The organism is Micrococcus sp. KRD070 (assembly GCF_017168435.1).
GTDB classification, from domain to species: domain Bacteria; phylum Actinomycetota; class Actinomycetes; order Actinomycetales; family Micrococcaceae; genus Micrococcus; species Micrococcus luteus.
On record NZ_JABFNH010000016.1, the window covers coordinates 41,596 to 65,407 of the forward strand.

Here is a 23,812-nt window from a genome sequence, read left to right on the forward strand (position 1 = left end):
TGGCGGGAACTCTCCGGGAGGGGGATCGACGACGTCGGGCGGGTCCCCACTGTAGTGGGCCGGGCTGGACGGGCCCCGGGAGAATTCCCGGTCAGGCGCGCCGGTCGCCGTCCACGTGGAAGGTCAGGTCTTCGACGCCGGGGAAGGACTCGATCTCCTGGAACGCGTCCCAGGCGTCGCTGTCCGCCTCGGCGTCCGCGGGCAGGGTCACCGTCAGGGCGCCGATCTCCCCGTCGATCACCTGCAGGCGCAGCTCGAGCTCGTGTCCTCCCGCGGAGCCGGAGGCGAAGCGGCCGCGGACAGGCCAGACGCAGTCGTTCGGCACCGCGCGACGGATGTCGTCGTCGGTCTCGACGACGAGCGGCACCCAGTCCGGGACCTCGCCGGCTTCACGGATGGCCTCGGCCACCGAGGTGACGGTGCGCGCGTGCGGCAGCTGGGAGCGCAGCGCCTCAGCCCCGGGCAGGTCCCGGCCCTCGGCCAGCGCCGGGTCGAGCAGGGTCTCGAGCAGCACGCGCACCTCCACCGGCAGCTCGGCGGTGGCCTCGGGCTCGACCTCGTCGACCGTGTCCTCGTCCAGGCCGGCGGGGCCGGTGACGGCGAGTTCGACGGCGTCGCGGCGGGTCCGGCGGGCGTCCTCGTTGGCCAGCAGCATCGCCAGGGAGGCCGCTGCGGCCAGCGCGACGCGCGGGGCGGGGACGCCGACCCGCTGGAGCCCGCGCACCACGGCGCCGTCGATCCGGTCGTTCAGGCCGGTGGCACGCAGCGCGACCGCCGCGACCGCGCCGCCGACGGCCAGTCCGCCGAGCCCGCGCAGGGCACGTGCGGCGGGGGAGGGGGCCACCTCGCCCTCGGCGATCGCGGCGGTGTGGAGGGCGCCGGCGGTCTCGGCCGCGAGGAACGTGCCGCTGACGGCGGCCTCGAGCTCTGCGAGGGCCCGACGCTCGCGCCCTCGGCGGGCGTGCGGATCCAGCAGGGTGAGCCCGCCGACCGCGGCCGCCGCCGCCAGCCCGTAGAGCCGGCCGCCCGGGGCGAGGGCGCGCTGGCGCAACGCGGGGAAGACGGCCTCCGCGTCGTCGACGGGAACGGACGACGCCGAGTGGTGGACCTCGCCGGGGACGGAAGGGGCGGGGGAGGGGAGCTTCATGCCCCCAGTGTGGCGCACCGCCCGGCTCAGGACGAGTCAGCGGCCCACGTGCGCGCTCACGCGGAGCGCAGGCCGCCCTGCCACAGGGCGGCGAACGGCGTGCGGCCCTCCACCGCCTGCGCGATGCCGGCTCCCACGAACTCCTTGGCGCGGCGCGCGGCCTCGAGCGTGGTGGCACCCTTGGCCAACTCGGCGGTGACGGCCGCGGCGAGCGAGCAGCCCGCACCAGAGACGCCGGACTGGCCGATCTTCGGGGCGGAGAGCACCTCCACGGTGTCCCCGTCCACGAACACGTCCACGGCGTCCGGGCCGGGCAGGTGCATCCCGCCCTTGGCCAGGACGGCCGCGCCGGAGATCTCGTGGATGCGCCGAGCGGCCGCCGTCAGGTCCTCGACCGAGCGCACGGTCATGCCGGAGAGCTGCTCCGTCTCGAAGTGGTTCGGGGTGGTGAACGTGGCCAGCGGCAGCAGCTCGGCCTTGAGCGCCTGGTCCGTGTCCAGGGCGTGGCCCGGCTCCTGGCCCTTGCAGATGAGCACGGGGTCCAGGACCACGTGGTCCCACTCGGCGCGGCGCAGGGCCGCGGCCGAGGTGCGGATGACCTCCGGGGAGCCCTGCATGCCCAGCTTCACGGTGCGCAGCCGCTCCGGGTAGTCACCCTGGATGGCGTCGAGCTGCTGCTGGAGGATCTCGGTGGGCACGGGGAAGAAGCGGTGGTTCCAGTCGTCCTCCGGGTCGAAGGAGACGATGCAGGTCAGCGCCACGATGCCGAAGACGCCGAGTTCCTGGAACGTCTTGAGGTCGGCCTGGGCGCCGGCGCCGCCGGTGGCCTCGGACCCGGCGATGGTCAGGGCGAGCGCGGGGGCGGAGGCGGAGTGCTGGGGGGAGTGAGCGGTCTGGGGCATGCGCCCATGGTAGGACCGACCCCGGACGGGAAGCGCCCGACGGCCGGCGGTGTTCACCGGGGAACGAGGGTCCTCGGACCCGGAGCGTCCGCCCGGGCGCCCCGAGCGACCCGCGAAGGACGGGGACGGACGTGCTCGAGTTCCTCACCGGCACGGGCCTGGCCACCTCGGCCGGGCTCAACGCCTACATCCCCCTGCTCGCCCTGGGTCTGCTGGACCGGTTCACGGGGCTCGTCGACCTGCCCGCGGGCTGGACGTGGCTCGCCGCCGACGCCTCCCTCTGGATCCTCGGCGTCCTGCTCGCGCTCGAGCTCGTCGCGGACAAGATCCCCGGGGTGGACGCGGTCAACGACGTCGTCCAGACGGTCGTGGGAGCCGACACGGTCACGGTGGGGGCCGCCGCGCCCGTGCTCTCGGCGGCCGAGGACGTCTCGGCGGCCGGCCTCGTCGCGGCCGCGCTGTTCCTGCCGGTGCTGGTCGCCGTGCTGGTGGTCGCCGTCGTCGTGGGCCTGTGGCTGCTGGCCCGGCGGTTCCGCGACCGGCGGACGCGAGGCCGTGCCGCGGCCGTCCCGGGTGGGCCAGAATGGACGGCATGATCCTCATCAACCTGAAGTTCACCGTCCAGCCCGAGCGTGCCGACGAGTGGATGGACGCCGTCGCGAAGTACACCGCGGACGTGCGCTCTGAGCCCGGCAACCTGTTCTTCGAGTGGTACCGCCCGGTGGAGGGCGGCCCGAACGAGTACTTCCTGCTCGAGGGGTTCACGGACGAGGGTGCGCAGGCCCACGTCGCGTCCCCGCACTTCCAGGAGGGCCTGGACGCGATGCGCCCGCTGCTGGCGAGCACGCCCCAGATCATCTCCGAGCAGGTCGGTGCGGAGGGCTTCGGCCCGATGGGCGAGCTGCAGATCGACTGAGCCCGCCCCCGGCCAGAGGAGGCGACGGCGCCCGCGTCACGAGCGTGACGCAGGGCGCCGTCTCTGTATCCGGGGTCACACCCTGGCTACGGTGAGCGCATGAGCGGCGAGCAGAACAGCACCCAGACCCCCGGCCACCGCGCCGCCCACGTCCCTGCCGGCCAGGATCTCGGCCACCGCTGGTCCACCCGCGAGGCCGATCACGACGATCCGGCCGACCGCCGCACCGTCCGCCAGATCGCCGAGCTCGCCTTCGCGTCCACGGCCGAGGCCGACCTCGTCGAGGCGCTCGCCGGCGGCGCGGAGGGCTGGCTGCCCCAGTACTCCCTCGTGGCCATGACCGCCGCGATCCCCGGCACGGACCTGCAGTCGGACCCGATGGGCTACGGCACCCTGGTCCGGGCCCACATCGACCACGCCGAGGTGATCGCCCTCGCCCCGCACGGCGTCCTGCCCGAGCACCAGGGCGAGGGCGCCGGCACCGCGCTCGTCAACGCCCTGCTCCAGAAGGCCCAGGCCGACGGCGAGGAGGTCGTGGTGGTCTACGGCTGGCCCGAGTACTACGCGAAGTTCGGCTTCCACCAGGCCTCCGAGCACGGCGTGCACGCGGCCTTCGCCCGGCAGCCCGAGGCGCTGCAGGTCCTCACGCTCCAGGACGGGGCCGAGGTGCCGGCCGGCGAGTTCCGCTACCCGCCCGCGTTCGGGGCGGAGAACGCGCAGGTCGCCGGCCGCTGAGGGCGGGGCGTCAGCCCACGAGTCGGCGCACGGCGGCGAGCGTTCGTTCGGCCTCGGCCGGCTCGGCCGTGAGCCGCGCGATGACCTCCGCGAGGTCCGCGCGCAGGCCGGCCTCGGCGTCGTCGGCCGGGGCGTGGAGCCACGCCCGCAGGGCGCGGTTGTGGACGGCCACCACGGCCGCCGCCAGCCCGACGGCGACCCCGCCGCGCGCGGGCGTGTCCGGCAGGGCCGTGGCGAGCCAGCCGGAGAACAGCTCCGTGTAGCGGTGCGAGGTGAGCAGCTCGCGCGTGCGCAGCGCCTGGGAGCCGCGCAGCAGGCGGGAGCGCGCCCGGGCCCGGTCCGGATCGGCGGTGTGATGCCGGAAGACCTGGAGGACCGCCTCCTCCAGGGCCTCCCGCACGCCGAGGGAGGTGCCGCGCAGGAAGTCGTCCAGGCGGGCGAGCAGCGCCGCGTGGTCGGCGAAGACCACCTCCTCCTTCCCGCCGAGGTGGCGGAAGAAGCTGGCCCGGCTCATGCCGGCCTGGCGGGCGAGCTGGTCGGCCGTGACGGCGTCGTAGCCCTCGCGGTCCAGCAGGTGGATCAGGGCGGTGAGGGTGTCCTCGGCGGGCGTCGTCATGCGGGCCATGGTGCCACGGGCGCGGAGAGGAGGTGAGACTGCGTCTGATTCTGTGAGATGGCGTGTCAGTCGGTGTAGGGTGATGGCGGACACACCCATCTCTCCGACCCCGCCCGGGAGGCCACCATGACCGAGACCCTGCCCACCGTCGAGCCCGAGTACGACGTCGCCACGCCGCTGGACACCGACTTCTACCTCGCGCTCGCGGACGTCTCCGACGCCGAGAAGGATGTGTGGCGTCGGGCCCGCGCCTTCGCGCTCGAGCCGGACGTGCTGCCCCGGATCCGGGAGGCGTGGGACCGCCACGAGTACCCGCTGGACCTCGTGGCCCGCCTGGGGCAGGCCGACCTGCTGCGCGACGGCGTCCCCGTGGACGGGCTGCCCGACGTCTCCCGCGTTGCAGCGGGCCTGGCCATGATGGAGCTCTCGCGCCTGGACGGCTCGATCGCCACGATGACGGGCGTGCAGGGCGGTCTGGCCATGCGCTCGATCCAGCTGTGCGGCAGCGAGGAGCAGCGTGCCGAGCACCTGCCGGCCATGGCGCGCGGCGAGCTCTACGGCGCCTTCGCGCTCACGGAGCCGACCCACGGCTCCGACTCCGTCTCGCTGGAGACCCGCGCCGAGCGCGTCGACGGCGGCTGGCGGCTGCACGGGCACAAGAAGTGGATCGGCAACGGGGCCGCCGGCGGCGTGACCGTGGTGTGGGCGCGCAGCGCCGAGGACGAGAAGGTCCGCGGGTTCATCGTGCGCCAGGAGTCCGAGGGCTACACGGCCGAGGTCATCAAGGGCAAGGTCGCGCTGCGGGCCATCGACCAGGCCCACATCACCCTCGACGGCGTCTTCGTGCCCGACGCCGACGTCCTGCCCGAGGCCCGCTCCTTCAAGGACACCTCCCGCGTCCTCTTCGCCACGCGCGTGGGCGTCGCGTGGTCCGCCCTCGGGAAGGCCGTGGGCTGCTACGAGGCGGCGGTGCAGTACGCGGGGCAGCGCATCCAGTTCGGCCGGCCGCTGGCCGCCGCCCAGAGCGTGCAGACCCGCCTGGCCGAGATGCTCTCCCAGCTCACCCAGGTGCAGCTGCTCGTGCTGCGTGCGACCCGGCTCGAGGACGAGGGCCGGCTCACCGGGCCGATGGCGTCCATGGCCAAGTACTCGGCGACGCGCGCCGCGCGGTCCATCGCCGCGAACGCGCGCGACCTGCTCGGTGGCAACGGCATCCTCATCCAGAACGAGGTGGCTCGCCACTTCGCGGACATCGAGGCGATCCACACCTACGAGGGCACCGAGACCGTGCAGGGGCTGATCATCGGCCGCGAGATCACGGGGGTCGGCGCGTTCGTGTGAGATGACGCGAGCGGGGGCGGCGTGAGCCAGAGATTTCTGCTGGTACGCACGCCCCCCTGCCGCCGATTCGTCTGGCTCGGCGGCCGAATCGTCTGGCTCACGCAGGCAGAGGGAGCCGCAGGTGGGCGGCGAGGTCGCGCAGCAGGGCGGTGAGGCCGCGCCGAGTGAAGACGCTGGCGGTCACGCGCAGCACGATCCACCCCTCGGCCTGCATCCGGCGGTCGCGCTCGATGTCACGGCGCCACTGCTGCGGGTCCGTCCGGTGATGATCGCCCTCGTACTGCACGCAGACGTGGGCCTCGCGCCACACCAGGTCCGGCCGGACGGTGGACCCGTCGCTCAGCAGCAGCAGCGGATTCACCTCCGGCTCCGGCACACCCGCGTCGGCCAGCGCCAGTCGGAGGAGCGTCTCGGCCCTCGAATCCGCGCCGTTCCTGAGCAGCGGCAGGGCCGCTCGCAGGGTCCGCGTCCCTCGCCTCCCTCGCACCCGCAGCACCTCCGCCTCCAGATCACGCACGGTGCACCGCGGATGCTCGCCGGGACGACGCCGGCCCGCCGGGCCGTCAGCCCGTTGCAGCAGGCTGTCCCCGGCGGCGACGACGTCGGCCAACGGCAGACCCAGCTGCGCCAGCGCCGCCCAGGTGGCGGCCGGCGTCGTGATCCGCACCCCGGCACGCACCAGCACGGGGTCCTGCGGGTGCAGCTCATGCCCGACGACGCCGCTGCGGCGCGGCGCCCCGCCCTCGGCCCGCGTGCGCGCCAGATGGATGGGGCCGCGCTCCCACTGCCGCGGCAGCCACATCTCCCAGAGGCGAGCGGCGGTGGCGTGGGTGGCCGCGGTGCCGGGGTTCGTCCGCTGGAGGGCGCGGACGACGTCGGCCAGTGAGGGCTGACCCCCGGCGGTGTGCCGCAGCCCGTGGTGCGGGGCGTCGAACCGGGGGCCGCGCAGCTGCGAGGCCGTCAGGCCGGCCTGCAGCCCCGCGGCGACCGGGAAGACGGGGCTGAGGACGGCGTCGTCGTGCGGAGGAGGGGCGACCATGCCGCCACCCTCTCCTTCCATGGGCGGACACGGTGCCGCGACCGCGAGGGCCGTGGAGGGTGAGCTGCGCCCGCGGCCCTGTGCAGGAGCCGCCGAATCGTCTGGCTCACGTCCCCCACGCGTCCGAGCGGCGCTGAGCCAGACGAATCGGTCGAGACAGCCCCCTCAGAACAGCAGAAACGTCTGGCTCGCGCCCGTCGCAGCGTGCCGGCGGACCCAGCACCCCTCAGCCCTTCGGGGCGTAGTACCGGCCGAGGGTCTCGGCCTTGAGCTCGGCGAGCGTGCCGTCCTGCATGGCCGCGCGGATCCGGTCCACGAGCGAGACCGTGAACCGCTCGTTGTGGATGGAGAGGAGCGTGTGCGCCACCATCTCCTTCGCCTTGAACAGGTGCCGCAGGTACGCGCGGGAGTAGTGGGCGCACGTGTAGCAGTCGCACTCGGGGTCCAGCGGGCCGAAGTCGCGGCGGTACTTCACCCCGGGCAGGTTGTAGCGCCCGTCGCGGGTGTAGAACGCACCGGTGCGGGCCACCCGGGTGGGGGAGACGCAGTCGAAGGTGTCGGCGCCGTTCTCGACGGCGGTGAACAGGTCGTCGGGTTCGGAGATGCCCAGCAGGTGGCGCGGCTTGTCCTCGGGCAGCTCCTGCGCGCACCAGCCCACGATGGTCCCGAGGTTCTCCTTCTCCAGGGCCCCGCCGACGCCGTAGCCGTCGAAGCCGGACGTCACGCCGTCGAGCTCCCCCGCGGCCGGGAACTCGGCCCGCATCGCCGCGAGGTCGCGGCAGGCCTTGCGGCGCAGGTCCTCGTACTGGGCGCCCTGGATCACGCCGAACAGCGCCTGGTACGGCCGCGCCGCGCGGACCCCGGTGAGGCGGGCGTGCTCGTCGAGGCAGCGCTGGGCCCAGCGGCGGGTGCGCTCGAGCGCCTCCTCCTGGTAGCCGCGGGAGTTGTGCAGGGTGGTCAGCTCGTCGAAGGCGAACATGATGTCCGCGCCGAGGTTGTGCTGGATGCCCACGGACACCTCGGGGGTGAACCGGTGCCGGTCCCCGGTGAGGTGGGACTTGAACCAGACGCCGTCGTCGTCGACGTTGGCCAGGCGCTCCTTTCCGGGGGCGACGGCGTCGTCGGCGCCCTGCCCCTCAGGCGCGCCGGGGCCCTTCATGTCGATGACCTTCTTGAAGCCCGAGCCGAGGCTCATCACCTGGAAGCCGCCCGAGTCCGTGAAGGTCGGCCCGGGCCAGTTCATGAACGCGCCGAGGCCGCCGGCCTCGTCCAGGAGGTCGTCACCGGGCTGCAGGTACAGGTGATACGCGTTGGCCAGCAGCGCCTGCGCGCCGAGCTCCGCCATGGACTCGGGCAGCACCGCCTTCACCGAGGCCTGCGTCGCGACGGGGATGAACGCCGGCGTCTGGATCCGCCCGTGCGGCGTGGTGATCACACCGGTGCGCCCGAGCGGGGCGCCGTCCGCACCGCCGGTCTCCAGCCGGTGCGTCACCTCGAAGCCGAACTGCGAGGGATGCGCGGGGGCACCGGAGGCGGGCTGCGGCGTCGGGGCGGCGGGGGTCTCAGGCATGGGACCCAGGGTAGTGCGCAGGCACCGCAGGCCGCCCCGGCTCAGCCCAGCACCTCCCGCGCCACCGCGCTCGCCACCACCAGGTCCTGCCAGGGCATGCCCGTGGTGACGAACAGGGCGGGCGCGCCCTCCCGACGACGCGCGGTCCCGGCCACGAGCTCGGCCAGCGTCACCGTGTCCTCGATCCCGGCCAGCGCGCCGGAGTCGATCGCGAGGGTCACGTCCCCGGCCTCGCGGGCGGCCGAGTCCCGCGACTCCACCGCCACGGTCGCGCGGCGGGCCAGGGCGTCGTCGGTCTCGCGGGCGTCCGTGGTGTGCGAGCCCATCGCCACGACCGTCGCGTGCTCCGGCACGAGCGTCCCGTCGAACAGCGGGGCCGTCGCGGCCGTGCACGTCACCACGACGTCCGCCTCCGCCACGGCCTCCGGGCCCGCGGCGCTCGCGGTCACGCCCAGCTCCGCTTCGATGCGCGCGGCCAGGGCGGCGGCCCGGTCGGCGTCGCGGCCCACCACGGACACCCACTCCAGCCCGAACACGTCCTGGAAGGTGAGCGCGTGCTCCCACGCCTGCACGCCCGTGCCGAACACGACCAGGTGCCGGGGCGAGGCGTCCGCGAGCAGCCGCACCCCGAGCGCGGACACCGCGGAGGTGCGCAGGCCCGTCAGCTCGACGCCGTCCAGCACGGCCCGCGGTGCCTGGCCGGGGGTGCCCGGGGCGCCGAACAGCACGTAGACGCCCTGGATGACCGGCAGTCCGCGCTCCGGGTTGTCCGGCGTGAGGGTGAGCAGCTTGGTGCCGACCTCGCTCCCGCGCGTCGAGGGCATCTGCAGCAGCTGCCCGGCGGCGGTGGACACGCGGGTGCGGGGGGCGTCGGCCTCCGGGTCCAGGCCGGCGGCGAGGGCCGCCTCCAGCGCGTCGACGGCGGCGCGCGGGCTCAGGGCGGCGCGCACGGCGGGGCCGTCGATCCAGGGCAGGGAAGCGGTGGCGCGGTGCGTGTCCATGCGGCCACGCTACGGGGTGGGCCGGGCGCCCGGTGGGCGAGGGGACGGGGCGGGATCCGGTCGGGCCGGTGATGGTCGGACCACTGTGGTCAGACCAAGGAGCGTACTGTGAGGGTGGTCACCTTGCAAGAGGCTGGCATGATATGGTCTGACCACTACGGCACCCGTGTGCTGGCGCACCGCACGGCGCCCCAGGCGCCCCGTCCGGAACGGAGACCGGCATGAGAATCGCCCTGTTCGCCACGTGCATCGTGGACGCGATGTACCCCAAGGTGGCCCTCGCCACCGTCCGCATCCTCGAGCGGCTCGGCCATGAGGTGGTCTTCCCGCCCGGCCAGGTCTGCTGCTCGCAGATGCACGTCAACAGCGGGTACGTGAAGGACGCCCTGCCCGTGGTGCGCAACCACGTCCGCACCTTCATGAAGGCCGACTACGACCTCGCCGTCGCCCCCTCCGCCTCCTGCGTGGCCTCGCTCGGCCACCAGCAGCCGGACGTCGCCCGCTCCGGCGGGGACGAGGGTCTGGCCCGCGACGCCGAGGTCGTCGCCTCCCGCACCCTCGAGCTGTCGCAGCTGCTCACGGACGTCCTCGGGGTGACGGACGCCGGGGCCCAGCTCGGCTCCTGGTTCCCGCACACCGTGACCTACCACCCCTCCTGCCACGGCATGCGCCTGCTGCGCCTGGGCTCGCGCCAGGAGGACCTGCTGCGCACCGTCGCGGACATCGACCTGCGCCCGCTGCCGGACGCCGAGGAGTGCTGCGGCTTCGGCGGCACCTTCTCCCTGAAGAACCCGGACGTCTCCGCCGCCATCGCGGAGGAGAAGATCGAGAAGGTCACCGCGTCCGGCGCCTCCCTCTGCACGGGCGGCGACGCCTCCTGCCTGCTCCACCTGGACGGGGCCATGCACCGTCGCGAGGCGCGCGGCCAGGACGGCCGCCCGCTGCGCACCGTGCACCTCGCCGAGATCCTCGCGGCCACCCGGGAGAACCCGCTCGAGGTCGACGGCCCCGTCGAACTGTCCATCCCCGCGTCCGCCGGCGCCCGCCGCGGACCGTCCGCCCGTGTTGAGGAGGCCCGCCGATGAGCACCGCACCCACCCGCGTGCGCCTGGGAATGCCCACCGTCCGCCCCGTCCACGGCGAGGGCGAGATCCTGCTGAACACCCCGTTCCCCGAGTCTGCCCGCGAGCAGCTGGGGAACGGCCAGATGCGCGCCAACATCCGCCGGGCCACGCACACCATCCGTGCCAAGCGTGCCGGCGTCGTCGAGGAGCTGCCGGACTGGCAGGAGCTGCGCGCCGCCGGCTCCGCGCTGAAGCAGTCCGTCATGGCGGACCTGCCCGCGCTCCTGGAGCGGCTCGAGTCCGAGGTCACCGCGCGCGGCGGCGTCGTGCACTGGGCCCGGGACGCGGCCGAGGCCAACCGCATCATCACGGAGCTCGTCACCGCCAAGGGCGTGGACGAGGTGATCAAGGTCAAGTCCATGGCCACCCAGGAGATCGGCCTGGACGCCGCGCTCGAGCATGCCGGCGTGGCCGCCGTCGAGACGGACCTGGCCGAGCTCATCGTCCAGCTCGGCCACGACCGGCCCAGCCACATCCTCGTCCCGGCGATCCATCGCAATCGCCGGGAGATCCGGGATATCTTCCTCCGGGAGATGCCGGACACGGACGAGAGCCTCACCTCCGAGCCGGCCGATCTGGCCGAGGCCGCACGCCGGCACCTGCGCGAGAAGTTCCTGAGCACGAAGGTGGCGATCTCCGGGGCGAACTTCGGCGTCGCCGAGACGGGCACGCTCTCCGTCGTCGAGTCGGAGGGCAACGGCCGCATGTGCCTGACCCTGCCGGAGACGCTGATCACCGTGATGGGCATCGAGAAGCTCGTGCCCACCTTCGAGGACCTCGAGGTGTTCCTGCAGCTGCTGCCGCGCTCGTCCACGGGCGAGCGGATGAACCCGTACACCTCCATGTGGACGGGCGTCACCGAGGGCGACGGTCCTCAGGAGTTCCACCTGGTCCTGCTGGACAACGGCCGCTCCGCGGTGCTGTCCGACCCGAAGGGCCGTTCCGCGCTGCACTGCATCCGCTGCTCGGCGTGCATGAACGTGTGCCCCGTGTACGAGCAGACCGGCGGCCACGCCTACGGCTCGGTCTACCCGGGCCCGATCGGCGCGATCCTCTCCCCGCAGCTCACCGGTGTGGACGCGGGGGAGAACGGCACCCTGCCCTACGCCTCCACGCTGTGCGGCGCGTGCTACGACGTCTGCCCCGTGGCCATCGACATCCCCTCGATCCTCATCCACCTCCGGGACGAGGACGTGCAGGCCACCCACGCCGCCCGGAAGGCCCTGCGCACGGAGAAGGACGCCGCTGCCGGCCCCCTGGCCCGCGCCAAGGCGGCGGTGGAGTCCGTCACGCCCTCGCAGATGGACGTGGCGATGAAGGGCGCCTCCGTGGTGATGTCCTCGGGTCGGCGCATGTCGCTGGCCGAGCGGGGCCTGGGGTTGGGCCGGGTCGCGGCCGGGCCGGACCGGGTGCTCGGCTGGCTGCCGGGCATCGCCGGCGGGTGGACCCACGAGCGTGACGTGCCGGCGCCCCCGCGGGAGTCCTTCCGCAACTGGTGGGCCCGCCACAAGGATGAGACCGAGCACCGGACCGCCCTGGACGGCGTCGCCGGGCTGGACCGCCAGGAGGACGAGCACGTCGAGGAGGACGGACGATGAGCGAGGCGAAGGCCGAGATCCTGCGGCGCATCCGCGAGGCGACGGCGGACGGGCCGGTCGCGGACCCGGTGCAGCGCACCTACCGGCGGACCTCCTCCCGGGACCGGGCCGAGGTGGTGGAGTTGCTGCGCGATCGGCTGATCGACTACCGGGCCTCCGTGCGGGACGAGACCGAGGAGACGGTGGCCGCGGCCACCGCCGAGCTGCTCGGCCCGGACGCCCGGTACGTGGTGCCGGCCGGCCTGGAGCCGGACTGGCTCCCCACGGACTCCCGCGGGGCAGGCCGGGAGCGCATCACGGAGCCCGCGGTGGGCCACACGGGGGAGCGGGCCGCGGTCCGCGGCGCCCACGACGGCGAGCGCGAGCCCCTCAGCGTGGACGCGCTGAACGAGGTGGACGCGGTGGTGACGTCCTCGACGGTCTCCTGCGCGGAGACCGGGACGATCTTCCTCAGCGGCCGCCCCGACGAGGGCCGCCGGGCGATCACCCTGGTCCCGGACCACCACGTGTGCATCGTGCCGCTGGACTCCGTGGTGGAGCTCTTCCCGGAGGCGCTGGCCCGCGTGGAGGCGACGGCGCCGATCACCATGATCTCCGGTCCCTCGGCCACGAGCGACATCGAGCTCGAGCGCGTCGAAGGCGTGCACGGGCCGCGCCGCCTGGACGTGATCCTGCTCGACCGCGCTCGCTGACGCGGGCGCGGTATAGCAGGGGATCGAGCGGGTCAGGCCCCCTCGACGACGGCGCCGCCGGCGCGGCCCGTCTCGAGGTGGGCCTGACGCTCCCGCACGCCGCCGTACAGGGCGACGAACAGCAGCGCGAGACCGGCGGTCACGAGCAAGTGTTCGAGCCCGGCGATGCCCGGGATGGCGGCCGAGGTCTCGGCGGGCGTCAGGCGGAAGACCGTGTCGAGGGCGAGGACCACCAGGGTCACGGGCCGCCCCCGGCGGAGGCCTCAGATGATCGAGCGGCCCTCGCGGCGGGCCGCGGCCCAGTCGGCGACGAAGCCGCGGGCGATCGCGACGAGGACGGCCAGCACGAGGACGGGCCACATCAGGACGTACAGGGTGAGACCGACGGTCATGCGGATGCTCCTTGTGAGTCGGTGGACGGGGGATCAGGACACGGGGGCCGAGGCGCGCTCGACCTGCGGCAGGTCCTCGGTCGCGGGGTCGAAGTCGCCGGTCACGCGCGCGATCCGGTCGAAGTCGAAGTCCTGCCCGGAGCGGACGGACAGCCCCCAGCACACGAGGAAGGACACGGCGTAGGCCACGAGCGAGCCCGTGAGGGTGGCGTAGTCCCGCAGGAAGCCGTAGCCGAGGAACAGCATCACGACCGAGGCGATCGCGCCGACCACGACCGCCGGACGCAGGCCGAAGAAGCCGAAGCACATGATGCCCAGCACGACGCCCACGCCGAGGATCGCGAGGGTCTCCACCACGAACGCCCAGGCTCCCTCGATCGGGATCCACTCGAAGCGCACGGGCAGGAACACGGCCAGCGCGGCGAGCACGGACACCGTGAACGCGACGTTGGTGATCCTGCCCCAGTAGAAGGACGCGATCACGGGGAACACGAGGCAGCCCCACAGGGCGCCCACGAAGACCAGCAGGTCGAGGATGTCGAACTTGGCGGTGGCGAAGTACAGGGCCGCCGCCGTCGCCACGATCATGGTGATGCGGCCGATCAGCAGCATGGTCTTCGGGTCGGCGTTCTTGCGGCCGACCGACTGGCCGTAGACGTCCGTCATCACGATCGACGAGAGGGCGGACAGGTCCGAGTCGGCGGTGGAGGACAGCGAGCCGATGATCATCAGGAACGCCAGGGCCACGAGCGCCAGCGGCAGGTGGTCGGCGACCATCTGCGGCAGGAGGTTGTTGACGTCGCCGTCGAGCGGCTCGACGCCCAGGTAGAGCGCCATGACGCCGAGCATGCCGACGCCGATCACGGTGCCGCCGTAGCCGAGGGTGGCCGTGATGAAGGTGGGCTTGATGAGGTCCTCACGCACGGCGAAGAGGCGCTGGGCGATGGTCTGGTTGCCGATCGCGTAGGCCAGCACGGCGGCGATGTACGGCGCCCCCTGGTTCATGAACGCCTCGGAGGAGAAGAAGCTTTGCTGCTGGGCCGTGACGTGGCCGGCCTCGACGCCGGCCTGGAACATGCCCGGGCCGCCCGCGGCGAAGAACACGGCGGGGATGATGATGACGGTCGCGCCGAGCATGGCCATCACCTGGGCGAAGTCGGTGAGCACGGAGGCGCGGAAGCCGGACCACAGGGTGTACAGCAGCACGCCCGCGGCCACGATCAGGATGCCCGCGCCGAAGGACAGCGGGGACAGCAGGGAGATCAGGGCGCCGCCGGCGATGAAGTTGGAGGTCAGGGAGATGACGGAGCCGAGCACGTTGGAGCCGGCCAGCATGAGCTGCGACGAGCGGCCGTGCCGGGCGTACATGACCTCGGCGAGGGTGTGGGCGCGCGGCGCGACCGCGCGGATGCGGCGGCCGAACGGGTAGATGAACAGGATCATCAGGGCGCCCCAGAGGCCGTAGTGGAGGGGGCCGGAGACGCCGTACGTGTAGCCGGCGGTCACGGAGGCGTACATGGAGGCGGCCCAGATCCAGGTGGCCGTCATGGAGGCGGCGGACACGCCGAAGCCGATCCGATTGCCGGCCGTCATGTAGGCGTCGGCGTTCTCCTTCTTCTTGGAGATGGCCACGGACATGATCATGGTCCCGCCGTAGAACAGCGCGACGAGCAGGATCACCCCGATCACGCCGAGCTGGGTCAGGGATGCTGCGTCCTGGGAGGGCGGCATCGGACTTCCTTTCGCACGAGTGACTGTGGACGTCCCGATCCCCCGGCGCGGTCCGGTCAGGGCACGGCTCCGCAGGGCGGAAGGTGGCGTACCGATCACGTCGCGGCCAGGGGGCCGGGGAGGTGGAGGGCATCCCGCCGGGTCCCGAGTCCACGAACGGCGAGCTCTCTGCTCAAGCCATCGCGGTCCCTCGGCCCTGGGCGGCGCTGTCAACACCGGCATCCTGGCGGAACGAGCCCACCCGGATGGGGTGATCATCACATGATCGGCGCAGAAATGGCAAAAACATAGATCCTTTTCAGCAGGGCGGGGACCATGAGTGCCCGGCGCAGAAGCCGGACAGAATGGGCGGATGACCGTTCCTTCCGGCTCCCCGGCCGCTCCCTCCGCCCCCGCTTCCCCACGACGGCGCCGCGCCCTGGCGGCGGCGCTGGTCGTCGCCGTCGCGGTGCAGCTGGTGGTGCTGTACCTGCCGGGCGAGCAGGTGCCGGAGGCCGGGTTCGCCGTGCCGGGGCTGGACAAGGCGATCCACGTGGCCGTGTTCGCGCTGCCCGCGTTCCTCGCCGTGGGGCGGGGGCGGAGCGCGTGGTGGGCGCTGCCGTTCGCGGTGCACGCGCCGGTGAGCGAGCTCGTGCAGCACGCGTGGGTGCCGCTGCGGACGGGGGACCCGGTGGATGTCGTCGCGGATCTGGCGGGTGTGGTGCTCGGCGTGGTCGCCGCGGGGCGCCGCCGGATTGGAGGATCGGGGGCGTCGGGCGTATGATGGTCCGGTGCACTCCTGCGGGAGGGCATGACCTGGGGCTATAGCTCAGTTGGTAGAGCGTTTCGTTCGCAATGAAAAGGTCAGGGGTTCAATTCCCCTTAGCTCCACGGACCGTCCCGGTCCGCGATCCTCGAGGTCGCGGGCCGGGACTTTCTCGTGACGGGGGCGTGTGCGCCTGCCCTGCCCTCACCCCCGGGAGGGGGGCCGGCGCTTCCGGGGGGACCCCCCGGGTGTCTACAGTGCCGGGGTACGTCAGCGCGGACGTGATGCGGTCGTGTCACCGCAGGTCAGTCGCGCTTCTGCCGCCCCGCACGGGGCCGTTCGGCCCGGCCCGGGCCGGGAAGGGGACGCCGATGCGCATCAGCGTGCTCACCCACATGCTCCACCCCATTCGTTCGCCCTACGAGGGCGGGCTGGAGATGCACACGGCCATGACCGTGGAGCACCTCGTGCGCCGGGGCCACGACGTCACCGTCTACGCGCGGGAGGGCACCCGGGTGCCGGGCGACGTCGTCGCCGTGCTGCCCGCCGAGGGCGCCGGCCCGGGCCGCGCGGGCGCCCGCGTGCGCGAGGAGGCCGCCCGCCGGGCCTGCGCGTTGATCCTCGATGACGACTCCGACGCCGTCCTGAACAACTCCCTCTCCCCGGCGCCGCTCGAGCTGCTGCGCGCCCGCCCCGTGGTCACCGTCCTGCACACGCCGGCCACGCTGGCGGAGGTGCTGGCCGTCGTCGACGCCTCGGGCTGGACGGCCCCCGACCACCATCGGTGGGCCTCGGTGTCCGCGTCGAACGCGCTGGCCTGGCAGCACCGGCTGCCGCGGGTGGACGTGGTGCCCAACGGGATCGAGCTGCACCAGTGGGTCTCCGACGCCGTCCCCGTGCGCGGCCGCGCCGTGTGGTCGGGCCGGATCACGGCGGAGAAGGGCCTGCACGTGGCGATCGACGCCGCCCGGATCGCGGGCATGGAGCTGCACTTCGCCGGGCCGATCTCGGACGAGGAGTACCACGCCCGCGAGGTCGTGCCGCGGCTCGGCCCGGACACCGTCTACCACGGCCACCTCGACCACCACGCGCTGCCGCACATGCTCGCCACGGGCGAGGTCTTCCTGGCCACCCCCCTGTGGGCCGAGCCGTTCGGGCTCGCCGTGGTCGAGGCCATGGCGCTCGGCGTGCCGGTGGCCGCGCTGCTCAGCGGCGCGATGGGGGAGATCGTCGCCCCGCAGGCCGGCGCGCTGGCCGTGCACCACACGGCGCAGGAGCTCGCGGTCTCGATCCGCCACGCCCGCCGCAAGGACCGGGGACGCGTGCGTGCGTGGGCCTGCCGGTTCAGCGCGGAGACCATGGTGGAGGGCTACGTGGACCTGCTCGAGCAGGCCGCCGAGGACGCCCGCGACCTCGCCGCCGCCGAGGACGCGTACGGGTTCGACCCCCGGGAGGTCCCGCGCCCGTCCGCCGACGCGGCAGACCTGGAGTCCCTCTGATGGCCCCGGCCCGCAGGCGGGTCCTCTACTACGCCCACCAGCACGGGGCGGGGCACCTGCGGCACGCCGCGGGCCTGGCGTCGACCGGGGCGTTCGACGTGACGGTCGTGACCGCCCACCCCCGGGCGGCCGCACTGCTGCCCGCGGACGTCCCCGTCATCCCGCTGCCTTCGGACCTCGTGCCCGGCCACGAGCAGCCGGCGCGCTCGCCCCTGCACTGGTCCCCGGTGGGGACCGAGATCCGGGCTCGCTTCGACGCCCTCCACGCGGCGGCGCAGCGGGTGGACCCGGACGTGTGCGTGGTGGACGTGTCCGTGGAGGCGGCCCTGTTCCTGCGCCTGGCGGGCTGGCCCGTGCTGCACCGCCGCATGCACGGCGAGCGCACCGACCCCGCGCACGCCCTCGTCTACGCCGAGGCCGACGGCCTCTTCGCCCACTACGCCGCCGAGCTCGAGGTCCCCGCCTGGCGCGCCGCCCACGCGGACCGGGTCGCCTACCTCGGGGTCGCGGACGTCACCGGCCGGCTCGGCACCCGCGCCACGACGACGGCGTCCGCCGGCGCCCCGCGCGTCGCCGTGATCGCCGGGACGGGCGGCGGCGGGGTGCGGGCCGCGGACCTGGCCCGGGCGGCATCCGCCGTGCCGGAGGCGACGTGGGAGGTGTACGGCCCGATCGCCGGGGTGGGCGAGCCGGAGGCGCCGGGCGGGCTCGCGGCGGAGGCGATGCCCGCCACCGTGACGCTGCACGGCTGGGTCCAGGCGCCGGCCCGCCGGGCCGCGGACGCCGACGTCGTGGTGGTCTCGGCCGGGCACAACGCCGTGGTGGACGCCGCCCGCTCCGGCCGCCCCGTGGTGCTCGCCCCCGAGCCGCGGCCGTTCGACGAGCAGCGCGTGTTCGTCCGCGAGATCCACCGGGCCGCGGGCGTGCCGTGGTGCGCGTGGGAGGACCCGGACGCGGACTGGGCCGGCGCGGTGCGCGGCGCCCTCGCGGACCCGGCCGCCGCCGATCGGCTCGCGGGCCTGCTGCTCGTGGCGCCGGACGAGTACCGGCGGCGCTGGGAGGCGGCGATCGAGGGCGCCCTGGGCTGAGCCCCGATCGCCCCCGGCGCGTCGCCCCTCAGTACGCGGCGTCGTCGCGGCGGGCGGCCGTCAGCTCCGCCTCCGTGGGGTGACGCAGCAGCTCGAGCCGCTCGCCCTCGGGGTCCCACGCGATCAGCCCCGCGTCCGCGAACGCGCGCAGCCACCCCTCCATGGCCCATCGGCCGTGCACCTGCCGGAAGCGGCGGGCGTTGATCAGGATGTCCTCGAGGTGGTGCAGCGGCGGGGTCATCACGCCGTGGTGCTGGTGGAACGCCTCGGCGGGGCTGAACCGCAGCGTCAGGCCGGCGGCTCGGGCTCGGAAGGCCAGGTCCGTGTCCTCGGCGCCGTAGCCGGTGAAGCCCGCGTCGAAACCGCCGATGCGGGCCAGGTCCGCGCGGCGCAGCGCCAGGATCAGCGTCCACACGAGGTGCCACTCGTCCGAGGGGCCGGCGGTCAGGTGCGCGCGCGCCCGGTGGGGCACGGAGAGGCGGCGTAGCAGGGCGTCCGCGCGATGCGAGGTCAGGTCGGCCTCCCCGACGTCGCGGGTCCAGCCCGGCCGCAGGTAGCGGGGCCGGCCCATCACCACGGACCCGGGGTGGGCCGCGACCTCGGTGGCCAGCACGCCGACGGTCTCGGCGGCCGGGATGCAGTCCACGTCGAGGAAGACGAGGATCTCGCCGGTGGCGAGCTCGGCCGCGCGGTTGCGGGCCTGCGCCAGGGGCAGCCCGGCGTCGGCGGCCACGTGCCCCACGGTGACGGGCAGGTCCGTGGCCGGGACGCGCCCGTCCGGCTGGCCCATGAACACCACGACCACCTGGTCCGGGCGGCGGTGGGAGCGTTCCAGCCCGGCGATCACGCGGGACAGGTGCTCGTCCCGGTGCCCCGTGATGACCAGCACGGACACGCCCGGCAACGCCCCGCGCGCCCGGGCGAGGGCCTCGCGGTAGACGGCCACGTGGGCGGCGGCCACGCGACGACGCTGCCGGGCCCGGGCGGCCGGGTCGGCGGGGGCCGTGCGCGCGCGGGCGCGCACCAGCGTCTCGAGCGCGTCGGCGAGGGAGTCGGGGTCCTCCGGGTCGAACGCGGCGAGCGAGTCGGGGGTCAACCAGGCGCCGGACTGGTCCGCGATGTGCCCGATGTCCGCGACGGCCACCGGCACCCCCAGGTCCCGGCACATCTCCACCCAGCCCGAGTGGGTGCCGATGCGGTACGGCAGCACGGACACGTCCACGTCGCGCAGCAGCGCGTACAGGGCGGGGTCGTCGAGCCGGTCGTGCTGCCACAGCTCGAAGCCGTGGTGGGCACAGCCCGCGCGCAGCGCGGCCAGGGCGTCCTCGTCCTGCACGGTGTCCTGGACCTCCACGGTCACCCGCGCGTCGACGCCGCGGTCGGCCAGCGTCGCGACGGCGGCGGCGAGCACCGGCAGCAGCGCCACCGGGGCCACCTGGGCCCGCAGGTCCTTGGCGTGCACCAGCAGGCGGGCGGGGGCGGCCGCGCCGTCGCCGTCGTCGGACGCGTCGGGGGGCAGCGCGCCGGGGGCGTCGTCGTCGCCCTGCGCCACGAGGTCCTCGAGCGGGACGATGTGCGGGTGGGGGACCACGAGGGCGCGCACGCCGTAGTCGCGGGCGAGGGTCGCCGCGGCGCCGGGGGTGAGCGTGAGCACGGCGTCCGCGCGGCCCAGCAGCACGGCCAGGCGGTCTCGGTGGGGGCCCTGGTCCGTCAGGTGCGGGTTCTCGAGGTCGTGCACGGTCACGACGACGGCGCCCCCGTGCGCGTGCTGCGCGTCCAGGGCGGCGGCCAGCTGGGCGGGGCTGAAGTGCTCGAAGCCGAAGTGCACGTGCAGCACGTCCGGGCGGTGCTCGGCCAGCCACTCCGCGTGCAGGGCCCGGGGCGGCCACCACTGGTGCGCGGGCGCGCCCGGCACCGGCGGGTCCGGCAGGAACTCCACGTCCGGCGCGGCGCCCGGGTCGAGGGGGCGGATCGCGCGGGTGTACGGGTGCTGCGCGGGCACGTGCTGGACGGTGATGCTCACGGGGGAGGGCCTCCTGACCTGGGGGATGCGATGCCGCGCGGGCGGCGTGTCCCCGTCCCGGGTCGGGGGTCGCGAAATCTAGTCTGTCAGGGCAGGATCGGAGAATCGGAGCAGCGGCATCCTGTCCGTTCCGGCGCGCCGCCGCGTCGAGGAGCGCCGCCGCAGGTGAAGGGGATCGTGGACGTGGACTCGCAGCCGCAGGGGCGTGTGCTGTACGTGACCGTGGGCGCGCCGGAGCACGGCGTGGTGCGCCATGGCCGGCAGACCGCCGCCGCCCTCCGTCGGGTGGGCGCCGAGGTGGAGCTGCTCACGGCGGAGGACGTCGCGGCGTTCCGGGGCCTCGTGCCCGTGCTGGAGGAGGCGCGCGCGCTGGGCGCCGCCGTGCACCTGGACGTCACGGACGCGCTGTTCGGCCCCACCGCGACCGCCGCTGCGGACCTGCTCGTCGACGTCCTGCCCGAGGGCACCACGCTCACCCTGCACGACATCCCGCAGCCCGCCGAGGGCGACGGCCGCTACCGCCGCCGCGGCGAGGCATACGCGCGGCTCGCCCAGGCGGTGGACGGCGTCGTGGTCTCCTCGCAGCACGAGCGGGCGCTGCTGGCGGACCTGGTGGACGTGGCCGCGGACGTGGTCCCGCTGCCCGTGGAGGACCGCCGGGCCGCGGCCGCCCGCGCCGAGCCGGTGGTGCCGGAGAGCATGGCCGGCCTCGACCGGGACCTCGTGCTCTTCGGCTTCGTCTACCCGGGCAAGGGGCACGCCCTCGCCCTGGAGGCCCTCACCGAGCTGCACCGCCAGTGGGGCCCGGATTCCGGGGCGCCGCGCCGGCTGACGGCGCTCGGACCCGTCAGCATCGGGCATGACGACCTCGTGGCGGAGCTGACCCGCGACGCCGAGGCGCGCGGCCTGGAGTTCCGCGTCACCGGGTTCGTGCCGGACGAGTTCGCGGACGCGGCCCTGCTCTCGGCGGGCATCCCGTTCGCGGCGCACCGCAACGTGTCCGCGTCCGGGTCCCTGGCGGCGTGGACCTCGGTGGGGCGGCGGGCGATCGCCTCCGCGGGCCGCTACACGGAGGAGATGGAGCGCCTGCGCCCGGGCACCCTGCGGCTCGTGCACCCGAACGGGTCGCCGGCCTTCGCGCTGGCCGAGGCGATCGCCGAGGCGGTCGAGGACCCCGAGCGCACGTGGCTCGACCCCGCCGTGGACCTCTCGCCCGGGGCCGAGGACTGCGCGCGGATGCTCTTCGACGTGCTCCGCCGCGTGCACAGGTGGACGTGAGCGCTGCCGTCTCCGTGGTGGTGCCCTACTACCGGGCCCAGGCGGACCTCGACCGGCTCACGGCCGCGCTCGCGGCCCAGCGCGGCCTGACCGGCGGGCTGCAGCTCGTGGTGGCCGACGACGGCTCGCCCGTCCCGCCCCGGGTGGACCCGGGCCTGCCGTTCGACGTGGTGACCGTGCGCCAGCGGGACCGCGGGTTCCGCGCCTCGGCGGCCCGGGCGCTCGGGGCGGAGGCGGCCGACGGCGACGTGCTCGCCTTCCTCGACGGGGACATGCTCCCCGAGCCCGGGTACCTCGCCGCGGCGCTGGCGGCGGTGGCCACGGCGCCCCGGGACGCCGCGGTGGTGGGTCGGCGGCGGCACCTGGCCGAGGCCTGGCTGGAGCGGGCCTGGGCGGACGGCTGGCGGCCCGGGGACGAGGTGCCGGAGAGCTCCCGCCTGGCTGAGCCGGCGTGGCTGGGTGACGGGTACCGCGCGACGGACGACCTGCGCCGCGCCGACTCCACCGGCTACCGGTACGTCATCTCGGCCGTGCTCACGATGGCGCGCGAGGTCTACGAGGACGCCGGCGGCTTCGACCCCGCGTTCGTGGGCTACGGCGGGGAGGACTGGGAGCTGGCGCACCGGCTGTGGCGCGTGGGGGCGGCCCTGCGCCACGCGCCGGACGCCGTGGCGTGGCAGGCCGGCGCCGACTTCGGCGGACGCGGCGACACCGCCGAGGCCGCCCGGGTGAAGGCCCGCGAGGCGCTCGTGCTCGCCTCGCGCATCCCCGCGACGACGGCCCGCGGCCACGGCCTGTCCCTGGCCGGCCCGCTGCGGGTCGAGGCGCGCGTGCGGGTGCCGGAGGGCGCGGACGGCGCGGCGGCGGCCGTGGTGGCGGTGGACGCCGTGCTGCGCGCGGCACCGGGGGCGCGGGTCGGCGTCGTGGGCGGCCTCGACGAGGCGGCGGCGCGGGCGCTCGGCGACCCCCGCGTGCGGCTGCTGGGCGAGCCCGACGGCGGCGCGGCGGCGTCCCAGGACCTGCCGCCGACGCCGGCGCGCGGCGACCTCGACGCCGTGCGGTCGGTGCCCGACTGGTCCGTGGACGTGCACGTGCCGCTGCGGCCCGCCGCGGCCGGAGCCCGGCCTGACGCGGACGCCGTCGCCGCGTGGCTGCTGCGCCTGGAACGGGCCGGCGTCGAGCGCGTGGAGGTGCTGGGCGAGCCGGGCGAGCGGGCCGGTGTCCGCGGGGCTGGCACAATCGCGGACAGGACGGAGCACGGGAGGACCGATGAGCGAGCTGGACGAACTGGACTTCGCGGCGCTCTCCGCGTTCCTGGCCTGGTGGTTCGGGAAGACGGGCGTCGACTGGATCCGTCGCGAGGACGGCTGAGGAGAGAGGACGCAGGCGTGCACGAGGACGAGGGACGACGCCGGCACTACGGCCACTTCTACGGGCTCGAGGACCTGCCCGAGGGTGACCTGCTGCTGGTGTGGGGCAACTGCCAGGGCGAGTCGTACCGGCGGCTGCTCGGCGGGGAGCCCGGCACACCGCTGCACGGGGCGGACCTGGTGAGCGTCCGCGTGCCGCCCGCCTTCGAGGCCCAGCCGGACGAGGTCGAGCACCTGGAGCGGCTGCTGCCCCGCGTGAAGGCCCTCGTCACCCAGCCGATCCCGCACGACTACCGGGGCATGCCCATCGGCACGGACCAGCTCGTGGCCCGGTTGCCGAAGGACGCCGCCGTGGTGCGGATCCCCGTGGTGTACGACGTCTCGCGCTTTCCCTGGCAGGTCACCCTCCGCAACTGGAAGTTCGCGCCCGGGGAGGCCGAGCGGCCGGGGGAGGACCCGCCCGTCGTGCCGTACCACGACCTGCGCGTGCTGGCCGAGGCGGCGACGGGCCGTCGTCGGGAGGTGGCGCCGGCGGCGATCCGCGAGGCCGCGGCCGCGTCCGTGCAGGCGCTGCGGGCGCGGGAGGAGGCGAAGGGGACGCTGTCCATGGCGGATCTGGTGGCGGCGGAGCGGGGCGTCGGCTTCTACACCGTGAACCACCCGACCAACATGCTGCTGACCCGCGTGGCCGAGCGCGTGGCCGGGCACCTGCCGGGCGCCGTCGCCGTCCAGCCCGTGCCCGCCTCCCGCGTGCTCCTCGGCGGGGTGCGCGCGCCCCTCGAGGCGGTCGTGGTGGAGGCCCTCGACCTCGACGCCGAGCCGACCGAGGACTGGACCGTGGCCGGACAGACCGTCCCGGCCGAGCAGCTGCGACAGACCCACCTGGACTGGTACGCGCAGAACCCGCAGGCCGTGGAGGTCGGGATGCGCAAGTACGCCGACCAGCTGCGGCTGCTGGGCCTCGCGGGCTAGCGCCGGCCCCGGCCACCAGTGGAGGATGGGCGG

Annotated in this window: 22 protein-coding genes and 1 tRNA gene; 13 read left to right on the top strand and 10 right to left on the bottom strand. The window is 74.7% G+C overall.

Features of this window, described 5'->3' with window-relative positions; translation table 11 throughout:
• Positions 1-91: 91 nt before the first annotated feature.
• Both J1M38_RS05040 and J1M38_RS05045 read right to left on the bottom strand, forming a co-directional pair.
• Complete coding sequence (locus J1M38_RS05040) at positions 92-1,147, bottom strand: hypothetical protein (protein ID WP_036341139.1); 1,056 nt, start codon at positions 1,145-1,147, stop codon at positions 92-94.
• A 56-nt stretch (positions 1,148-1,203) separates the two neighbouring features.
• On the bottom strand, positions 1,204-2,049 hold the full coding sequence (locus J1M38_RS05045; RefSeq protein ID WP_036341136.1) for a hydroxymethylpyrimidine/phosphomethylpyrimidine kinase: 846 nt from the start codon (positions 2,047-2,049) through the stop codon (positions 1,204-1,206).
• A 131-nt stretch (positions 2,050-2,180) separates the two neighbouring features.
• On the opposite strand from J1M38_RS05045, the gene J1M38_RS05050 reads away from it, so the two are divergent.
• From J1M38_RS05050 to J1M38_RS05060, 3 genes are all read left to right on the top strand, one after another.
• Positions 2,181-2,645: a DUF4126 domain-containing protein gene (locus J1M38_RS05050; RefSeq protein ID WP_036341133.1), complete on the top strand. Its 465-nt coding sequence runs from the start codon at positions 2,181-2,183 to the stop codon at positions 2,643-2,645.
• Positions 2,642-2,965: a putative quinol monooxygenase gene (locus J1M38_RS05055; RefSeq protein WP_010079505.1), complete on the top strand. Its 324-nt coding sequence runs from the start codon at positions 2,642-2,644 to the stop codon at positions 2,963-2,965. The genes J1M38_RS05050 and J1M38_RS05055 overlap by 4 nt, the downstream gene beginning before the upstream one ends.
• 99 nt (positions 2,966-3,064) lie before the next feature.
• A complete protein-coding gene (locus tag J1M38_RS05060; protein WP_036341130.1) occupies positions 3,065-3,700 on the top strand; it encodes a GNAT family N-acetyltransferase in 636 nt (211 codons plus the stop codon).
• 10 nt (positions 3,701-3,710) lie between these two features.
• Here J1M38_RS05060 and J1M38_RS05065 read toward each other — a convergent pair whose 3' ends face one another.
• Positions 3,711-4,316 carry a TetR/AcrR family transcriptional regulator gene (locus tag J1M38_RS05065; RefSeq protein ID WP_036341145.1) on the bottom strand — a complete coding sequence of 202 codons (606 nt, stop codon included), beginning with the start codon at positions 4,314-4,316 and terminating at the stop codon, positions 3,711-3,713.
• A 126-nt stretch (positions 4,317-4,442) separates the two neighbouring features.
• Here J1M38_RS05065 and J1M38_RS05070 point away from each other — a divergent pair, with 126 nt between their 5' ends.
• Entirely contained in the window at positions 4,443-5,657 is a 1,215-nt protein-coding gene (locus tag J1M38_RS05070; protein ID WP_036341128.1) for an acyl-CoA dehydrogenase family protein, read from the top strand.
• Positions 5,658-5,754: 97 nt separating this feature from the next.
• On the opposite strand, the gene J1M38_RS05075 is transcribed toward J1M38_RS05070, so the two are convergent.
• From J1M38_RS05075 to J1M38_RS05085, 3 genes are all read right to left on the bottom strand, one after another.
• Positions 5,755-6,696, bottom strand: a complete 942-nt coding sequence (locus tag J1M38_RS05075; RefSeq protein ID WP_036341124.1) for an endonuclease domain-containing protein — start codon at positions 6,694-6,696, stop codon at positions 5,755-5,757.
• A gap of 226 nt (positions 6,697-6,922) precedes the next feature.
• Positions 6,923-8,266: a tRNA guanosine(34) transglycosylase Tgt gene (tgt, locus tag J1M38_RS05080; protein WP_127435580.1), complete on the bottom strand. Its 1,344-nt coding sequence runs from the start codon at positions 8,264-8,266 to the stop codon at positions 6,923-6,925.
• Between the two features lie 41 nt (positions 8,267-8,307).
• Entirely contained in the window at positions 8,308-9,267 is a 960-nt protein-coding gene (locus J1M38_RS05085; RefSeq protein ID WP_152744311.1) for an ornithine cyclodeaminase family protein, read from the bottom strand.
• Between the two features lie 221 nt (positions 9,268-9,488).
• On the opposite strand from J1M38_RS05085, the gene J1M38_RS05090 reads away from it, so the two are divergent.
• Genes J1M38_RS05090 through J1M38_RS05100 form a run of 3 tightly spaced genes read left to right on the top strand, consistent with a single transcriptional unit; the run spans position 9,489 to position 12,681 of the window.
• A complete protein-coding gene (locus J1M38_RS05090; protein WP_036313467.1) occupies positions 9,489-10,352 on the top strand; it encodes a (Fe-S)-binding protein in 864 nt (287 codons plus the stop codon).
• Entirely contained in the window at positions 10,349-11,989 is a 1,641-nt protein-coding gene (locus J1M38_RS05095; RefSeq protein ID WP_206481712.1) for a LutB/LldF family L-lactate oxidation iron-sulfur protein, read from the top strand. The genes J1M38_RS05090 and J1M38_RS05095 overlap by 4 nt, the downstream gene beginning before the upstream one ends.
• Positions 11,986-12,681 (top strand): LUD domain-containing protein, encoded by a 696-nt coding sequence (locus J1M38_RS05100; protein WP_206481715.1) that lies wholly within the window; start codon positions 11,986-11,988, stop codon positions 12,679-12,681. Before J1M38_RS05095 ends, J1M38_RS05100 begins: the two co-directional genes overlap by 4 nt.
• Positions 12,682-12,713: 32 nt before the next feature.
• Here the strand turns inward: J1M38_RS05100 and J1M38_RS05105 are convergent, their stop codons facing one another.
• From J1M38_RS05105 to J1M38_RS05110, 3 genes are read right to left on the bottom strand one after another with little or no spacing between them, the layout of a single operon-like run.
• Positions 12,714-12,923 (bottom strand): hypothetical protein, encoded by a 210-nt coding sequence (locus J1M38_RS05105; RefSeq protein WP_020624127.1) that lies wholly within the window; start codon positions 12,921-12,923, stop codon positions 12,714-12,716.
• A gap of 21 nt (positions 12,924-12,944) precedes the next feature.
• Positions 12,945-13,073 carry a putative transporter small subunit gene (locus J1M38_RS11985; RefSeq protein ID WP_036339645.1) on the bottom strand — a complete coding sequence of 43 codons (129 nt, stop codon included), beginning with the start codon at positions 13,071-13,073 and terminating at the stop codon, positions 12,945-12,947.
• A 33-nt stretch (positions 13,074-13,106) separates the two neighbouring features.
• On the bottom strand, positions 13,107-14,804 hold the full coding sequence (locus J1M38_RS05110; RefSeq protein WP_060974162.1) for a sodium:solute symporter family protein: 1,698 nt from the start codon (positions 14,802-14,804) through the stop codon (positions 13,107-13,109).
• Between the two features lie 352 nt (positions 14,805-15,156).
• Between J1M38_RS05110 and J1M38_RS05115 the strand changes: the two genes are divergently transcribed.
• The 4 genes from J1M38_RS05115 (at position 15,157) to J1M38_RS05130 (ending at position 18,136) form a co-directional block, all read left to right on the top strand.
• Positions 15,157-15,567 carry a VanZ family protein gene (locus J1M38_RS05115; protein WP_206481717.1) on the top strand — a complete coding sequence of 137 codons (411 nt, stop codon included), beginning with the start codon at positions 15,157-15,159 and terminating at the stop codon, positions 15,565-15,567.
• Between the two features lie 34 nt (positions 15,568-15,601).
• Positions 15,602-15,674, top strand: a tRNA-Ala gene (locus tag J1M38_RS05120).
• 246 nt (positions 15,675-15,920) lie between these two features.
• Positions 15,921-17,048, top strand: a complete 1,128-nt coding sequence (locus tag J1M38_RS05125; RefSeq protein WP_206481719.1) for a glycosyltransferase — start codon at positions 15,921-15,923, stop codon at positions 17,046-17,048.
• On the top strand, positions 17,048-18,136 hold the full coding sequence (locus J1M38_RS05130; protein WP_206481721.1) for a glycosyl transferase: 1,089 nt from the start codon (positions 17,048-17,050) through the stop codon (positions 18,134-18,136). The genes J1M38_RS05125 and J1M38_RS05130 overlap by 1 nt, the downstream gene beginning before the upstream one ends.
• 28 nt (positions 18,137-18,164) lie before the next feature.
• On the opposite strand, the gene J1M38_RS05135 is transcribed toward J1M38_RS05130, so the two are convergent.
• Positions 18,165-20,159 carry a glycosyltransferase gene (locus J1M38_RS05135; RefSeq protein WP_206481723.1) on the bottom strand — a complete coding sequence of 665 codons (1,995 nt, stop codon included), beginning with the start codon at positions 20,157-20,159 and terminating at the stop codon, positions 18,165-18,167.
• Positions 20,160-20,324: 165 nt separating this feature from the next.
• Here J1M38_RS05135 and J1M38_RS05140 point away from each other — a divergent pair, with 165 nt between their 5' ends.
• Positions 20,325-21,437, top strand: a complete 1,113-nt coding sequence (locus J1M38_RS05140; RefSeq protein WP_144825180.1) for a glycosyltransferase family 4 protein — start codon at positions 20,325-20,327, stop codon at positions 21,435-21,437.
• Complete coding sequence (locus J1M38_RS11990; RefSeq protein ID WP_342356207.1) at positions 21,434-23,779, top strand: WcbI family polysaccharide biosynthesis putative acetyltransferase; 2,346 nt, start codon at positions 21,434-21,436, stop codon at positions 23,777-23,779. The genes J1M38_RS05140 and J1M38_RS11990 overlap by 4 nt, the downstream gene beginning before the upstream one ends.
• The last annotated feature ends 33 nt before the right edge of the window (positions 23,780-23,812 follow it).

Bases quoted from the DNA above. Each gene is read 5' to 3' on its own strand.
- J1M38_RS05075 (WP_036341124.1), bottom strand. From the start codon at position 6,696: ATGGTCGCCCCTCCTCCGCACGACGACGCCGTCCTCAGCCCCGTCTTC.
- J1M38_RS05100 (WP_206481715.1), top strand. From the start codon at position 11,986: ATGAGCGAGGCGAAGGCCGAGATCCTGCGGCGCATCCGCGAGGCGACG.
- J1M38_RS05070 (WP_036341128.1), top strand. From the start codon at position 4,443: ATGACCGAGACCCTGCCCACCGTCGAGCCCGAGTACGACGTCGCCACG.
- J1M38_RS05130 (WP_206481721.1), top strand. From the start codon at position 17,048: ATGGCCCCGGCCCGCAGGCGGGTCCTCTACTACGCCCACCAGCACGGG.
- J1M38_RS05055 (WP_010079505.1), top strand. From the start codon at position 2,642: ATGATCCTCATCAACCTGAAGTTCACCGTCCAGCCCGAGCGTGCCGAC.
- J1M38_RS05065 (WP_036341145.1), bottom strand. From the start codon at position 4,316: ATGACGACGCCCGCCGAGGACACCCTCACCGCCCTGATCCACCTGCTG.
- J1M38_RS05040 (WP_036341139.1), bottom strand. From the start codon at position 1,147: ATGAAGCTCCCCTCCCCCGCCCCTTCCGTCCCCGGCGAGGTCCACCAC.
- J1M38_RS05095 (WP_206481712.1), top strand. From the start codon at position 10,349: ATGAGCACCGCACCCACCCGCGTGCGCCTGGGAATGCCCACCGTCCGC.
- J1M38_RS05090 (WP_036313467.1), top strand. From the start codon at position 9,489: ATGAGAATCGCCCTGTTCGCCACGTGCATCGTGGACGCGATGTACCCC.
- J1M38_RS05110 (WP_060974162.1), bottom strand. From the start codon at position 14,804: ATGCCGCCCTCCCAGGACGCAGCATCCCTGACCCAGCTCGGCGTGATC.
- J1M38_RS05115 (WP_206481717.1), top strand. From the start codon at position 15,157: ATGACCGTTCCTTCCGGCTCCCCGGCCGCTCCCTCCGCCCCCGCTTCC.
- tgt (WP_127435580.1), bottom strand. From the start codon at position 8,266: ATGCCTGAGACCCCCGCCGCCCCGACGCCGCAGCCCGCCTCCGGTGCC.
- J1M38_RS11985 (WP_036339645.1), bottom strand. From the start codon at position 13,073: ATGACCGTCGGTCTCACCCTGTACGTCCTGATGTGGCCCGTCCTCGTG.
- J1M38_RS05085 (WP_152744311.1), bottom strand. From the start codon at position 9,267: ATGGACACGCACCGCGCCACCGCTTCCCTGCCCTGGATCGACGGCCCC.
- J1M38_RS05125 (WP_206481719.1), top strand. From the start codon at position 15,921: ATGCGCATCAGCGTGCTCACCCACATGCTCCACCCCATTCGTTCGCCC.
- J1M38_RS05045 (WP_036341136.1), bottom strand. From the start codon at position 2,049: ATGCCCCAGACCGCTCACTCCCCCCAGCACTCCGCCTCCGCCCCCGCG.
- J1M38_RS05060 (WP_036341130.1), top strand. From the start codon at position 3,065: ATGAGCGGCGAGCAGAACAGCACCCAGACCCCCGGCCACCGCGCCGCC.